The organism is Paenibacillus sp. GYB004 (assembly GCF_036577605.1).
Lineage (GTDB): Bacteria > Bacillota > Bacilli > Paenibacillales > NBRC-103111 > Paenibacillus_AB > Paenibacillus_AB oceani.
This window is the reverse complement of the sequence record NZ_JARBDB010000040.1, coordinates 250,090-265,331: the sequence shown is the minus strand read 5'-3', so window position 1 is coordinate 265,331 and position 15,242 is coordinate 250,090. Positions and strand designations below refer to the sequence as shown.

The 15,242-nt window shown below is 58.7% G+C and carries 7 protein-coding genes; 5 read left to right on the top strand and 2 right to left on the bottom strand.

Features of this window, described 5'->3' with window-relative positions:
* Positions 1-58: 58 nt before the first annotated feature.
* On the top strand, positions 59-1,246 hold the full coding sequence (locus tag PV433_RS17375; protein ID WP_332073456.1) for a VWA domain-containing protein: 1,188 nt from the start codon (positions 59-61) through the stop codon (positions 1,244-1,246).
* Between the two features lie 585 nt (positions 1,247-1,831).
* On the opposite strand, the gene PV433_RS17370 is transcribed toward PV433_RS17375, so the two are convergent.
* Positions 1,832-4,237 (bottom strand): helix-turn-helix domain-containing protein, encoded by a 2,406-nt coding sequence (locus PV433_RS17370; protein WP_332073330.1) that lies wholly within the window; start codon positions 4,235-4,237, stop codon positions 1,832-1,834.
* A 303-nt stretch (positions 4,238-4,540) separates the two neighbouring features.
* Between PV433_RS17370 and PV433_RS17365 the strand changes: the two genes are divergently transcribed.
* The 4 genes from PV433_RS17365 (at position 4,541) to PV433_RS17350 (ending at position 11,942) form a co-directional block, all read left to right on the top strand.
* Entirely contained in the window at positions 4,541-6,532 is a 1,992-nt protein-coding gene (locus PV433_RS17365) for an extracellular solute-binding protein (protein WP_332073329.1), read from the top strand.
* Positions 6,533-6,551: 19 nt separating this feature from the next.
* Entirely contained in the window at positions 6,552-7,892 is a 1,341-nt protein-coding gene (locus PV433_RS17360; protein WP_332073328.1) for an ABC transporter substrate-binding protein, read from the top strand.
* Between the two features lie 162 nt (positions 7,893-8,054).
* Positions 8,055-10,121 (top strand): beta-galactosidase trimerization domain-containing protein, encoded by a 2,067-nt coding sequence (locus PV433_RS17355; RefSeq protein ID WP_332073327.1) that lies wholly within the window; start codon positions 8,055-8,057, stop codon positions 10,119-10,121.
* A gap of 90 nt (positions 10,122-10,211) precedes the next feature.
* Entirely contained in the window at positions 10,212-11,942 is a 1,731-nt protein-coding gene (locus PV433_RS17350; protein WP_332073326.1) for a glycosyl hydrolase family 28-related protein, read from the top strand.
* A 694-nt stretch (positions 11,943-12,636) separates the two neighbouring features.
* Here the strand turns inward: PV433_RS17350 and PV433_RS17345 are convergent.
* The gene (locus PV433_RS17345) at positions 12,637-14,772 is read right to left on the bottom strand and encodes a beta-galactosidase trimerization domain-containing protein (RefSeq protein ID WP_332073325.1); all 2,136 of its coding nucleotides are present in this window, start codon (positions 14,770-14,772) and stop codon (positions 12,637-12,639) included.
* Between the last annotated feature and the right edge of the window lie 470 nt (positions 14,773-15,242).

The following is a 15,242-nucleotide window of genomic DNA, read 5'->3' as shown; positions in this document are numbered from 1 at the left end:
GACCGATCAACAGCTTGTACCGGATAACGGCTCCTCCTCGAAGACAGGCGAGCCCGAACTGGAGCATTTGCGGCGCTGGCGGCTTATTTTGGGACGCGATTCCGAAGAGAAGCTTAGCGGCTTTGCACAGGGTGCGGGGCTGCTCGACGAGGAAGCCGGCATGATGGACGAGGCGCTGGCGGCGATCTACGACGATACGGCCGGAGACGGTTCGGGGGGCGGCCCGTCCGGGCGAAGGTCCGCCGGGCTGGGCTCCTCCTCGCCCAGGCTCGCCAAATGGCTCGGCGACATCCGCACCTTCTTCCCGTCGGACGTCGTGTCGGTCATCCAGTCGGACGCGATTGAGCGCAAAGGGCTGAAGGAACTGCTGTTCGAGCCGGAGACGTTATCCCAGGTGAAGCCGGACTTGCGCATGGTTGCGACGCTGATGTCGCTGCGGGGCAGAATCCCGGAGAAGACGAAGGATACGGCGCGGCAGCTTGTCCGGACGGTCGTCGAGGAGATCAAGAAGCGGCTCGAAAGCGAGCTTCGCAGCGCCGTGACAGGCGCTCTGAACCGCCGCAGGCATTCGCCGCTTCCGTCGATCAGCAGCATGGACTGGAAGGCGACGATCCGGCGCAACCTGAAGCATTACGATAAGGAGAGCCGCAGGCTCATTCCGGAAAAGTTTTATTTCTTCGACCGGGCCAGACGGAGCAAGGAGTGGACGGTCATTCTCGATATCGACCAGAGCGGCTCGATGGCCGATTCGGTCATCTACGCCTCGGTCATCGGCTCGATCTTCGCCAGCCTTCCGTCGCTTGACACGAGAGTCGTGGCGTTCGATACGGAGGTCGTCGACCTGAGCGAGCAGTGCGCGCACGACCCGGTCGATATGCTGTTCGGCATCCAGCTCGGCGGCGGGACCGATATTAACAAGTCGGTCGAGTATTGCGAGCAGTTCGTCACGGAGCCGAAGAAGACGCTGTTCATCGTCATCTCCGACCTGTACGAAGGGGGCAATCAGGCGGCGCTGCTGCGGCGCATGGAGGCGCTCCGGCAGGCGGGAGTAACCGTCTTGTGCCTGCTGGCTTTGTCCGACAACGGCAACCCTTCATATGACGAGAACGTGGCACGCAAGCTGGCCGGCTTCGGCATCCCTTGCTTCGGCTGCACGCCCGACCGTCTCCCCGAGCTGATCGAGGGGGCGCTGAAGGGCAAGGACCTGCAGGCGCTGGCCGCCGACGTCGGCGCGAAGGGCAAGTGAGCGGGGACGGGGTAAGCGGGGGCTGAAGCCGGGAGCTGGAGAGGCGGGAGCGGCAAGGCCGGACGGCGGGCCCGCCCCCGGCGCAAGGCGCGGGTGGCCGCGGCACGTCGCCCAAGAGAGCACGCTTGCTCTGATTAGCAAACGGCTAGGCGAGTCATGGCGAGCCTAGCCGTCATGGCTGAATTAGCCGGGACAACCGGCAGCTCCCCATTCCCCCTTCGTGGCAAACGTAGGCTGCTCAATAAGAGCGGTTTGCAACCGTTATTATCGAAGAAATCCGGTGATTTGCACAAATAGGAGATGTTTGGAACTCTTATTTTAGCGAATCGCCGTTTTTTTGCTATATGTGCTAAGAATAACGGTCCCAAACATCCCTTATTTAGTCTGGACTACCGAACTATGAGAATATGAGAGCTGCGACAGACCGTTAGTTTGTTTAAACCCGCCTGGCAGTCCGAGCGAGCAGGGACCTATAGCCGTTTCCTTCAACTCGGGTTCCTTCAACCGGGGTTCGTTCAAGCCCGTGAAGTGAGGCCATACGACGTCCGGACGCCAGTGCGTACATGCAAGGTGCCAAGTCCCCGGCTATCCCTCTGCCGCCATCCGCCGCTCCCGCCGGTATTCGAGCGGCGTAAGTCCGGTCAGCTTGCGGAACATGCGGGTGAAGGAGTTGGCGTTCTGGTAGCCGACCAGCGAGGCGACCTCGTTAATTTTGCAGTCGGTTGCTTCAAGCATCTCTTTCGCTTTATTGACGCGAACGTCGTTCAGCAGGTCGGTGAACGTGACGCCGCTGCGGCTTTTGATGTAATTGCACATATACCCGGCGGAGATGTTCAGCTTGCCGGCGACGGTCTCCTGCTGAATATCTTCCCCATAATGGGATTCGACGTAACGGCGAATGAAGTCGAGGATCGGGTCGGTCTCGGACAATTTGCCCTCGATCAGCGCTGCGGCCCGGCCGGTCCACGTATCGAGAAAATCGGCATATTCTTCGGCGGTTGCCAAATCCCTGGCTAACTCGTATATGGGAGTTTCCCCGTGCCATTCCACCGGATCGATTCTCTGCACGGTAAGCGCCATCAGCAGCTTGGAGACGATCTCCTGCGCGAACTGCCGGTATTGCCAAGCGGTGGCGTCGGCTTTGCCCATTCGATGCAACATTCTCCGGACAAGCTCCACGGCGGCGGACGCATGACCGGACTGAAGCGAAGCGGCGAACTCGCGCTCCTCGGCGGGGCTGAAATGAAGGTCGTCCCGCACCGGATGTTTCTCCCGTACAATCTGCGTGAGCGGTTCCAACCGCCGCTGGCGCAGTAGCTCCATCCCGTCCTCGTAAGCGGCGGTGAATTCGCTTGCGCTTCGCAAGGACGGATTAAAGGCGACCGTCAAATAATAAAAGCCGCCGTCCCGGTCGAACACCTGCTTCATACGGGCAAGCTGGTCCATCAGCTCGCCGCGCAAGGCGAAACCGTCTGCGCCGTCCCCCCTGTCGCGCTTGCTGCCGGCTACTTCGGTCTCCCGGCCCGAATTCTCCTCATACACGTCCGGCGTCGATTCGCCGTCGCTGCCCGCCGTCTCCGCGAACACGATCGCAAACAGCAGATCTTTCTCGCTCTGGGCGGTAATCGCCCCAGGGAACCGCTGCTGCATGCTCAGGTTAATAAACTCCACGATATAACCCGTCAACTGCTGGTCGCCGATGCCGAGCTCGCGGAAACGCCGGGTCCGTTCGATTTGAAACAGAATGAAATAAAACGGCTTGGACGTATCGACCAGCGAGCGGACATCCTTGTGGTTGACATTTATTCGTTTGACGAGATCCAAATAGCCATATTTCTCAAGCATTTTCGTCTTCTGGTGCAAATCGTCGCGAATCTGGTTCCCGGAAGCGATCAGATCCTGAAGGCGGTCGCCGATCAGCTTGAATTCGGAGATCGTACTGCGCAGCTGGATGTCCGGACTGCTTCGCTGCAGCGAATGGACGAGCTTCTGGATCGGCTGCTTGAACTTAAAGCTTAAAATGACGGAGAGAAGAAAGCTCACCAGAACGGACAAGACGAGCAGCACGAGCCATACGGCATTCAACCGTTGCAACTGGGCGGTAATCTGTTCGTTCGGGACGAAATTGACGTACGACAGGCCGGTAGCTTGCCCATGGATTTGGAATATATAGTTGCCGCTTTCGGTAAAATAACCGCCGTCCGTCCCCATACCCGTTCCCGTTCCCGTTTGCGGAAGAGAGGTTGCGTTGGCAGCGTTTACAACGGAGGCCGGGTCGGAGCTGAAGAGCAGCCGGCCGTCAGCCCCGGAGATTTGGAACACGTCGCTGCCCGACAGCGAATAGCTTCGAGACAGCGCCTCCGCATCCAGCAGCACGCCGATGTAGAAGGTCTGATTGATCTTATGTTTGAAGATGACGGGAAAATACAAGCCCGTCTGCTCATGCGAGCCGTCCAACTGCTCCTTGTCGAAACGGACGGCAGGAAAGATGCGGCTCCGGTACGGCTCGCGGAAAGGCTCCGACCAGAAAGCTTCGCCGTAATCGGAATGAATGTATTGACGCATATAGAAGTCCTTCGCCGGCACAAGACCGGTCTTGTCGATCAGCAAGTCCTTGTCCTGAAACGCAATGAACACATTATAAACATACAGATTGTTGGAGGCGGAGGAAAGCTTGGCGAATTCTTCGCGCAACGCGTTTACTGCGTTAAAATACCCGTATTTGTCGGCTTCGCCGGTAATGGCCGCGAACCTGGAGCTGTTCAGAAAGGGGGCGACGGCCTCCTCCAGCTTGCGGAAATGGTCCTCGTATTTGGCTACGGAATAGTTCATCCGCAGGTCCGTGTTTTTAACGATTTCCGAACGGATGCTGCCGATGAAGATGTTGGAAGCGAACATATGGAACAGAAACGGAACCGACCCGACGATCAGGAAGGCGAGCAGCAGTTTGGTAAAAAAAGAATGGCGGTGTGCTTTCCAGCCGGATGCCATGACCGATCCCCCTATCCGAAGCTTTGTATGCAGATGCAGCGAGTTTAGTCCCGGGTAAAGTGCTCTCATTCAAATCGTTATTCTTATTATATAAAACATTATATATAATTTGAATATCAATTATGGTACGATCTTCCCAAATTCATTATTTATTCCCCGATTCACTTTTGTTCGTCTTTTCCCAAACCGGGTGCGAAATGTGGAAACTTGCGGCTTCCGAATCCGGCCGGCTTCGGCTAATCTACAGGTGCCGGCAAACGAGTTTCGGGAGGGGATCGGGCACAGAAGAGGAGACAGCAGACGATGCGGAAAAACATATACGGCTCTTATGTCATCAGAACGGCTGATAGCCCAGATAATGGTGCAAACAACAGCCGCACAGCTGCAAGTGTACTCGGCCCAACAACCGGCCAGACGCTCGGCAGCTCCGCCGAAAATGTGGTCAGCTGTGCAGGAGGCCCGACGGCCATCCATACGGCTGACAACATGGCCAATAATACCGTCCCGGATTCACACGAGAAACGGATGACGGTAAAAACCTCCGCCGCCCGCACCAAGTCGATCTTGTTCCGGCACGGGCGTGCCGTACCCAAGCCGTATATCCGGCTTGTATCGCGCCTGCTGCTGCTGGCGTTCCTGTTAAGCGCCTGCGAGCCGATCCCGGGGCGGGACGTGATGCCGTCGGCAGCCGGTAGTGCCGGCGACGGCCATGCTCCTGCGGCTTTACCGGCGACGGAAGCGGTATGGAGCGGTGACGGCCATGATAACAGGAAGTACGATCCGCCGATCACGCTGCGAACGATTCGGATGAATGAGCCGGGGCTGCGGTTTGCGCCGGGCGATTCCTTCAATAATAATCCGTGGACGCGCGCTTATGAGCAGCGGCTCGGCATCCGGATCGAGACGCTCTGGTCCGACGACAGCAACCAGTATAACCGGAAGCTGGATCTGATGATCGCCTCCGGGGATATCCCCGATCTGTTCCGGGTGAACGCTGCCCAACTGCAGCAGTTGGCCGAGAACGGGTTGATTGCGGATTTGACGGATGTGTATGCCGCCCATGTGTCCGAACGGACCCGAAAACTGCTGGATGACCGGGGGCCGGATGCGCTCCGGCTGGGTACGATCGGCGGGAGGCTGATGGCCATCCCGTGGACGAGCACGCTTTCCGAAGCCGCGCAGGTGCTTCACGTCAGGACGGATTGGCTGAGAAAGCTGAATTTGCCGGAACCGGGATCAATCGCCGATGTGATGGATATTAGTGCGGCCTTTACGTCCCGTGATCCGGACGGCAACGGCATTCACGATACGTACGGGCTGGCGATGGACCGGAATTTCAACCTGGCGGCCGGTTTTTTCAATGGCTTCCATGCCTACCGGAATCTATGGATCGAGGCGGGCGAGGGGCTGGCCTACGGGACGGTGCAGCCGGAGATGAAGCGGGCGCTCGCCGGTTTGCGGGAGCTGTACGCATCCGGACAGATCGACCCGGACTTCGGCGTCAAGGATGAATTGAACGTATTCGAATCCGTCGTGGACGGGAAGATCGGGATGTTTTACGCCTCTCCGTTCGCCGGTTCGTATCCGCTGCATCAGGCCAAGAAACGGGACCCGGCCATGGAATGGAAGGCGTACCCGCTGCCCTCGGTCGACGATACGAAAGCGCGCCCGCAGGTTCCTTTGGATGTAAGCGGTTACTGGGTCGTCAGCAAGGAAGTGAAGCGTCCGGAGGCGATATTGCGGCTGCTCGATTTCTGGATCGAGACTTATTACGAGAACAACTCCGAGCAAGCGTATTACGAATTCAATCAATCCAGAGAGAATAATCCGGTATGGAAAATGGCTCTGGTTTCCCTGACCAAGCAGTACAAAAATGTGGACGAAAGCCTCCGGATTATCGAGGCGATGGAGACGAACGACCGCTCCAGGCTTACTCCCGAAGATAAAGGAGTGCTGCAGCGCATCGAATCGTACCGAAGAAACGGCGAGACCGACGGCTGGATGTGGGACTATATGTTCAGCAAAGGCGGGTCGTTGTCGGTGGCCGAGTATTACCGCAAGCAAGATTTGTATAAGCGCGAGCGGCTCGTGTCGCTCCCCCTGCCGGTCACTCAGCGAAGAAGCGAAGCGCTCGGCAAGCTGCAGTCGGAGACGTTTATGAAAATCGTACTGGGGCTGCAGCCGGTTGAAACCTTCGAACGGTTCGTCGAGCAGTGGGAGACGATCGGCGGCCGGGAGATGACGGACGAGGTGAACGCATGGTACCGGGAGCGCGGCAACCCATCAACCAAGTAACGTCAAGGGGGATATACGAATGGCTCAGAAGAAGCTGGCTTTGATCAGTATGGTGGCGGCGATTGCCGTGGTGGCCGGATGCGGCGGGACAGGCGGCAGCGGTACGGGCGGCGGCACTGCGGAAGGGAACGCGGACAAAGAAGCGGCAGGACAACCCGCGCCTAAGCCCGCACAGCCGATCGAGCTCGTCATCCACTCCAATTCCGGAGATAACGAAGACATGTTTAACGGGCAGTACGGCAACGCGCTCCGCAAAAAATTTCCCGATTACACGATCAAATATATTCCGCACAGTCAAGGAAAAACGCTGAACGAGCTGCTGGCTCAGAAGCAGCAAATCGATATTATGTACCAGTCGATCGCCTATTACCCGCAGTTGTCGGAAACGGTCGGTCTCCAATACGATATGAGCGAGCTGGTCAAAAAACACGGAGTCAATCTGGGGGCGTTCCAGCAAACGCTGATCGACGGCATCCGCAGCTCCGGAGGAGGGAAGCTGCACGCGCTGCCGGTCACCAATACGGTGCAGGTGTTGTATTACAACAAAGGGCTGTTCGACAAGTTCGGAGTGTCTTACCCGAAGGATGGGATGTTCTGGGACGAGACACTGGAGCTGGCCAAGAAACTGACGCGCAAGGAGGATAAGCAGTACGTCGGATTTGCCGCTTCGGCTCCGCATTTGCTGGGTAACAACCAGCTCTCGCAGCCTTATCTGGACACCGCGGACAAGGCGACGTTCCAGACCGACGTCTGGAAAAAGATGATCTCGGCTTATTTCCTGGACCCCGGAGCCGATCAAGGCTACAAAGACCGTGTGACGGCGTTGAAGGCCGTCCCGTACCGGCTGGAGCTGACGAACAGCCAGGAGCTGGCGATGTTTGCCTTCCATTCGCAATTCCCGTTTGCGGTGCCGAAGGACATGGAGAAAATCGATTGGGACCTCGTCTCGCTTCCGACCTTTCGGGATAAGCCCGGCGTGGGATCGCAGATGGCGCCGTTCGTGTTCGGCATCACGTCGATTTCCCCGAATAAAGACGCGGCGATGGAGGTCATCAAATATCTGGTGTCTGCGGAACAGCAGATGAACTTCTCCAAGCAGGGCATTATGCCGGTAATCGAGGATGAGAGCATAAAGAAAGCGTATGCCTCGGAATCCGCCTTTAAGGATAAAAACTGGAAGGCGATTTTCCACAACAAGCCGGCCCCGATCGCCCCCAAATCGAAATACCAGCTGTCCGTGGAAGGGATACTGACGAAGCGGATTCCCGATATCGTCAAAGGGACGGTCGATCTGAACACGGCGCTGCGCGAAGCGGCGGAAGAAGCGGACAAGGCGGTCGCGGAGGCGAAGCGAAACTAATCCCGCCGACTACAGAGGGAAGTCCCGGCGCCGGCCGGGACGATCCCGATCGGCGTGCGCAACCGAGCCGCGGCAAGCGGCCGAATAACGGGTGTGCCGCAGCAACGTTCCGATCCATCAGGACGAATGAACGAATCCGAAAGAAACAGGAGCTGACCAATAATGAGCTTGTATCGCACAACACTTCGAAGAGGGCTGCTTGATTTCCATATCGGGGAGGCCGTGCCGGAGATCGCCTTCGACGTTCCGCGTTATATGCGGGAGATGGCCGAGGCTGGGATGCAGACGCTGACGTTCATGACCAAGGACGCGTTTGGAACTTCCTACTACGACACCCGAATCGGCAAAAAAAACGCGAAGCTGGCGGGCAAAGATCTGCTGGAGGAAGCGGTAACGGAGGCGCACCGGAACGGCATCCGTCTGATCGCTTATTACAATGTCGGACTGAACAGCTACGTCGCGGGCGCCAATCCCGACTACCGGCAGCGGGATAAGGACGGCGCGCCGGTCACGAACGCATTCGGCTTCTACGATCTGCTCTGCCTGAATTCCCCGTACCGGGATTACGTGGCCGCACAGCTGTCGGAGATTGCCGAGCGTTATACGGTGGACGGCTTTTTCTTCGATATTACGTACGTCTGGCCGTCTTCCTGCCACTGCGACTACTGCCGCAAATGGTATGTGGAGAAATATGGGCAAACGCCGCCCGTCTCGCCGCCTCCGGGCTCGGCTGACCTGCGCAGATGGCAGCAGTTCCAGCGGGACATTCGCGCCGACTTTTTGCGGTTTATAACCGGAAGGCTGAAGAAGCTGAATCCGGATCTGGAGATCGGCTGGAATCATGCCGGGGACCTGGCGTTTGCGCATATGGAGCCGGATGAGCGGGCGGATTATTTAACCTCCGAATTTCATCCGCCGATTTATTTGTACGGCAGCCTGCTAGCCAAATGGAAACGGACGAAAGGCAAGCCTTTCGAGCTGATGATGCCAAGCGAGATGGGGAGCTGGGGGGAGTGGACGCTCGCCCCGGCGGCGACGCTGAAGGCGGCAGCGGCGATTACGGTATCAGGCGGCGGCTCGATCAGCTTCGGCCACGTGCCGCTTCCGTCGGGCGCGCTCAAGGGGGCGCTTCCCCCGCCGGTCGTAGAGGCGATCAAGGAGGCGAACGATTTTATCCGCGAGCGGGAGGAGTGGCTGCTTGGAGCGTCCAGCGTCCCTGACGTAGCGGTGCTGCACGGTGTTCACAACCGGCGCATGTTCGAAGCCACGTCGCTGCCGAATCACGCGGACGACGCCCTGAACGGGATCAACCGGATGCTGATCGAAGGGAACGTCCACTTCGACGTGTTATCGGAACGCGATCTGGTGAAGCAGCTCGGCGGATATGCCGTACTCGCGATGCCGGACCAGGCGTACGTGTCCCCGGAGGTCGAGGAGGCGGTTCGCGAGTTCGTCCGCGGCGGGGGCCTATTGATCGCTACGCACCGGACGTCCCTTTACACCGAAGAAGGGGTGCGTAAAGCGAACTTCGGGCTGTCGGACGTGTTTGGCGTAGACTTCGACGATACGTCGAGGTACAGCGTTAATTATATGGCCGATTTCGATAAGGACGTGTTCGGCAGTGTTCCGGAGATGCCGGTGCTCGTGAAAGGGACGAATACGCCGGTGCTGCGGGTGCGGCCGTCTGCGGAGGCAAGGGTGCTGTCCGTATATATGGAGCCGGCCATGGAGACGAAGACGCATCGGCACGTGTACCATCAGCATGCCCATCCGGCGATCCGGACGGACGATCCGGCGGTCACGCTGCATCGCTTTGGCCAAGGCGCCTGCCTGTATCTGTCCGCTCCGCTCGAGGCGTCGTATTGGAAGACGGGCTCTCCATGGCTGCGCCGCATCTATATGGACAGCTACAAGCTGCTTCGTCCGGATCCGCTGATCGAGGTCGACGCGCCGATCGGGGTGGAGGTTAATCTGATGCGCCAGGCTTCGCGGTGGATCGTGCATCTCGTACAGGTGCGCGAGGAGAAGGCGGCGGGCTCGAAAACGTTTATGGAGGAAATATGGCCGCTTCACAACATTAAGGTGCGCATCCGGGCCAAGCCGGCGCGGCTTTATTTGGCGCCGCAGCTGGAGCCGCTTCCTTTCGACGAAGAGGGGGACGGCATCGTATTTACGATCCCGGTGCTGGAGCTGCATGCGATGGCCGTACTGGAGGACGTGCAAGTGTGAGTAGATCGTGCAAGGTGGGTGTAGGGAAAGGCAGCGCCGGTAATGTCGGGCGAAGCGCCCAGGGAGATTCATAATCTGGGAGGGAAATATATGGATCGTTTAAATAGGGAAGAGTCAGGCGCACCGGCAAGCCCGAAGCACCCGTTAAGCCGCAGAAAGCTGCTCACCGCGATGGGGATGGCCGGTGTGGCGCTGGCCGCAGCCGGAATTCCGGGCGAACCATCCGCCGAAGCGAAAGGCAAAAAAAGCGATGAAGATTGCGTCATCGCCGTTCCTTCCGTGACAGACCTGCTCGCCCTCGATACAAGCTCGCTGTCCGACGGCCAGATCGTCCGGGTATTGTCCGTTTTTGCGACGCATCCCGGCGGGGCCTCCGCCCTTTCCTTGCCGGCGGACATGAATGGCGGCGGGGAGTTTGTGTGGAAGGCGACCGAGCCCAAGTCGGGCCATAACGGAGGAGTCGTCATCAGCCCTACCGTTCCGTGGAATGGGACGGTGGCTAATCTGCCCGCCTTCCTGGCGGGAACGGGCGAGACGAACCCGACCGGGATGGGCTGCTGGCTTCGGGCTTCCGGAGGCGCGGTGAACCCGACCTGGTTCGGGGCGATTATGGACGGCTCGACCGATAACGGCGTGCCGCTGACCCGGGCGATTGCCTACGCGGTAGCCAGCGGCCGGCGTTCGATCGTCCTTCCGAAGGGCATCTGCGTCACATCGGCCAGCCCGAACTGGGGCTACTCGTACTTGTCGGTCAGAGGAGCGGGCAAGCACGACACGGTTCTGAAGTATACCGGATCGGGGAGGGCCTTTGTCGCGGACGGCAGTCCGTTCGGTCCGTCGGTCATCTACGGGATTACGGTCGAGAACTTGACGATCGAAGGCAACCCGGCGATCACCGATTTATTGTTTACGGAGAACGCTTCGCATCTGGTCGTCCGGAACGTGAACCTGCGCGAGGCGAACGCGGCGACGGGCACGGCGCTGAAGCTGAATTGGACGGTGGCCAGCATATTCGAGAGCGTCACCTGCTCGGTGAACGAGCAGCCGATGGCGAGCAAGCCGTACACGGGCATTCATATCGGCAAATCGCCGTCGCGCAACCTGCGCTCGACCTGCAATACGTTCATCAACCCGATTATCGAAGGATTGACCGGGATCGGCATCCGCATCGCGGACGGGGACCAGAATACGTTTGTCGGCGGCACCTCGGAAGCGATCGGCATCCACGGGGTAGTCGTCGCGCCGGGCTGCAGATTCAATTCATTTACCGGGCTCGGCTTCGAGGGCAACGGAACCGATGACTTGATGGATCAGGGCGAATTTACGAAGCTGATCAATTGTTATTCGGCGAAAAAGCTGCACTTTGCCGTCGGCTCGCTGAATGCCGAGGTGAGCGGGGGGCTGCATGAGCGGATTCAGACCGATGCGGGGGCCCGCCGTACCCGGATTGAGAAATTAACCGTCAACTACTGGAATACGTCGGCGGGTGGGGTGTTCGACAACGGGGCGGACTCGACGATCCGCGATATTTTCGACCACGATACGAGCCAGTTTATAACGGTTGCCAAGCCGAGAACCGGCATAACGGTCGGGGCGTCGCCGTTTACATATGCGAATAACGCAGGCCATCTCCAGCAAGTGGCTGTGCGAGGCGGGACGGTGACGCTGGTGCAGTTCAAGCGCGGGGGCGACCAGACGGTTGTGGGCGGCGGCACGTCCGGGCTTCCGGTCAACAACTTGTACGCCCTGATGCCGGGTGACGAGCTGATCGTATCGCATTCCGCGGCACCGGAGATGTTTGCGATTCCGCTGGGCGTTTGAATTTGCCGCTGGTCGGCGGTAGCTGCGGCGGCGCTGAACTGTGTGTAATTCAGCGTCGTGCGCAGTCTGGCGCCGTGTGTAGTTCAGCGCTGCGTGCAGACTGGCGCCCAGCGCGCGGTGATTTGCCGCATGACGGCGGGCGGTCCGCCGCGTGCCTGATTGCGGGCGGCGGACTGCCGTCCCTTTTGAAACGGCGATAGACGCACCGCGGTACTCTGAACCAAGCAAAGCTCCCGACTAGGTATCATCTAATCTAAAATGTCTTAGAGTGGCCGTGGAGTAGGGGCATCCATAGAAGTAGCGGAAGAAAAACTTTCGTTATTTCCGCGATGTACGTAACTTTCACGCTGTAGCGGAAGTATGGCTTCCGTTATTTCGACCTAGTAAGAGGATATAGGCGGTTTTCCTGGAAATAGCGGAACCAATAGTTCCGTTACATGATTATTTCCTGCTGCCAGAAACAAATAGCGGAAGTTTTATTTCCGGTAGAACTTCACAGGCAACAGCTGAAGCGGGTTTTTGCCGCATTTCTCCAAATGACAACACTGCACAACGAGCGGCTAAAGTGAATGTATCAGTTCCTTCCCATCGCGGGCGGGAACGATCGGACTGGAGTTTGTCAAAGACGAAGCGGGCCGATGGCGGCCCGCTTGTTTCAGGTTTTTCCCGAGGCGGTGACAAGGGAGGCGGCTTGCTAGGGAGCGGCATTAGCCGATGGAGGAGACTGGGCGATGGCCGCGGCTCCGGGGATTGTCCCGGTTTCCGTGGAATATTCCAGCAGCAGCATCAGGAATGTATCCAGCTCCGGCACCGTAAAGGATACCATACCGTTCTCGGAAGTGAAGCCGATCGGCTGTCCGTCGGGTGCGGTTCGGAGACGAAGCGGACGTTTGGCGCCGACATGCAGGTGGACGCCGATCCCATGGACGGGGATGTTGGGCAATTGCTGCTGGAAGTTAAGCAGGTGAAGACGGTAGCGGTTCAGGTGCGCATCGTGAAAGAGGGTGATCTCCACACACTTGGGCGCATCCGATTCATAATGGAAAGGCTTCGAGCGTAGAGAACGGATCAAGCTGGCGAATAGCTCGCGCTGGCCTTGGTGCGGCGAGCTTTCAATGTCCCCCGCTGCGTACACGACTTGACCCTGCCCGTAGCGGTGACGCGTAATCGCCGGCCAGGACGTCGGTTTCCCCGGCGGATTGCTTATGGCCGAAGCGAACGCATCGACTCTTTGCGGATTGACGTAGGGAAGGGTGATGGTCGCTTCCAGCCGGGTGTTCTCCGATGGCTCGACGAGCAGCTGCGTCCCCCTCAGCATGGCGGGATAGGCGGCGTTGAACGGCTGCAAGCTGCAGGTGCTGTCCGGGGAAGGGGCGATATACGTGACCGTTTCTTCCGTTTCACCCTTCCAGGATACGCCGAACAGCTCGGACAGCTGAAAATTTCCCAACCGGACGCCGTCTTTGTTCATCAGCGACGTGCGTTTGCTGGCGTAGAGACTTCCTCCGTTCTGCACATACCGGGTGAACGCTTCCGTTTCCTCCTGGTCGAGCATCAGCACGTTCGGCAGGATGACAATCTGGCATTGCGCCAGCTGCCGCAAATTTTTTTTCGTTAGTACGCCGTAAGGGATATTAGCGTCGCTAAGGGATTTTGCCGCGCTGGTAGCTCTGCTCATGTAGGAATCCTCGCCGTCGTACGCCTCGATCGCGGATTCGAAATTGATATAGATGGCTGCGTCATAACAGAATTCGGCGTTGTGATCGAGGAACGGCTCGAACGGCTCGAGCTCCTTGTACAAGCGGCCCATCATCTCGTATACGCGGCGGTCCAGTGTCCCGGACGGGTCTATGGCGTCGATAAACAGGAAGGCGCCTTGATGCGCCAAGGCGGAAAACATCTGCGCGCGCAGCAGCTCGGCGGGCTTGGTCGTCGTATGATCGCTCAGATCGGGACAGCGGGAGGTCATAAATTCGAAAGGCCTGTTCTCGCTTAACTCGTACAAAGCTTTGCAAGTGAACGACTGATGCAGCGCATCTCCGTAAAAATCTCCGCTGGCGTAGTCGCTGTTGCGGAAAGCGGCGTTGGTCATACCGGTTCGCCAGCCGGTCGACCATGCCGAAAATTGATGGCCGAAGGAGGCTTCAGGACGTTTGCGCCTTACGACGGCAGCCAGTTCGCCGATGAATTCCGCCAGCCAGGCTTCCCGGGTTCGCTGGAAACGGACCCAGCCCGGTTCGGCCCAATCGGCCTTGAGCGGCAGCTCGGCTCTGGTTTCTTCGCGGTATCGCTGCTTGCAGCAGGAGCAGTGACAGGGCGAATACGGCCAGAAGATCATGTCGATCCACATGCCGTCAAACGCGTAGCGGTCGCACAAATCTTCGATTTGCGCCAGCATGAACCCGCGGTAGGGCGTATTGAAGCAGCAGACGCCGTAGCGGCCCTTGGTCCATAAATAGTCGGCCGTACCCTTGCCCTCGGCGGAGATGAACCGCCACTCGGGGTAGTTGTCGTAGGCCCACTTGGACCAAAAGTTGTAATACACGATCGCGTTGATTCCGCGCTCCCGGCAGCCTGCGACGATCTCCCCGAGCACGTCCCGGCCTTGAATGCCTCGATGCATATGGCCGAATGGGGTCGGCCAGTAGCAGATGCCGAGGCAGGAGTCGGCATAGATCATGGCGGTATCGACACGGGCGAGGGTCATCAGGTCCACGTAGGCTTGCGGGTCCAGCTCCGACAGAAACCGTTCGTCCCAGTCGGGAATGTGCATATCGATCAGGCAGCGCCGGAAGCTGCTTTGGTACCACGGCATTTTTTGCAGGCTCATGGTTAGCCCTCCTTGTTTGGGTAAAGGGAGCGGCAGCCGGCGCGGGTTCGGGGCCGCCTCACCCGCGGCATGGCCTATGTCCTCGCTTCGCCGCCTGGTTCACGGGAAGCGGAGGGGCTCCAGCATCCTTCGTTTGGAGGGGCAGAAAGGGAGCAGAAAGGGGGCAGGGGAGCGGGAATCAACCATTGGACCGGTATAAATGAAATCGATCCTGCGAGATGATCCAACATCCCCAGCGGCGTCCCATGGCCCATAGCGCCCTATAGCACTCCGAAACACTCGTTCGACTTCCTGTTCCATAGCTACCGATTCCGCCCCATAGTTTCATGAAGCTCCGGGAGGAACTACCCGCCAATTCGTGTCAAAAGAGCATTCGTTCGACTACCTTCCCCTCAGCTACCAGGAGCGTCCTGGCGACCTCCTGCCCCTAAGCTTCCAGGAGCGTTCTGGCGGCTTACCGCTCCTTGGTG

Coding starts and splice junctions, on each gene's coding strand:
- PV433_RS17345 (WP_332073325.1), bottom strand. CDS start 14,772: ATGAGCCTGCAAAAAATGCCGTGGTACCAAAGCAGCTTCCGGCGCTGC.
- PV433_RS17350 (WP_332073326.1), top strand. CDS start 10,212: ATGGATCGTTTAAATAGGGAAGAGTCAGGCGCACCGGCAAGCCCGAAG.
- PV433_RS17370 (WP_332073330.1), bottom strand. CDS start 4,237: ATGGCATCCGGCTGGAAAGCACACCGCCATTCTTTTTTTACCAAACTG.
- PV433_RS17365 (WP_332073329.1), top strand. CDS start 4,541: ATGCGGAAAAACATATACGGCTCTTATGTCATCAGAACGGCTGATAGC.
- PV433_RS17360 (WP_332073328.1), top strand. CDS start 6,552: ATGGCTCAGAAGAAGCTGGCTTTGATCAGTATGGTGGCGGCGATTGCC.
- PV433_RS17355 (WP_332073327.1), top strand. CDS start 8,055: ATGAGCTTGTATCGCACAACACTTCGAAGAGGGCTGCTTGATTTCCAT.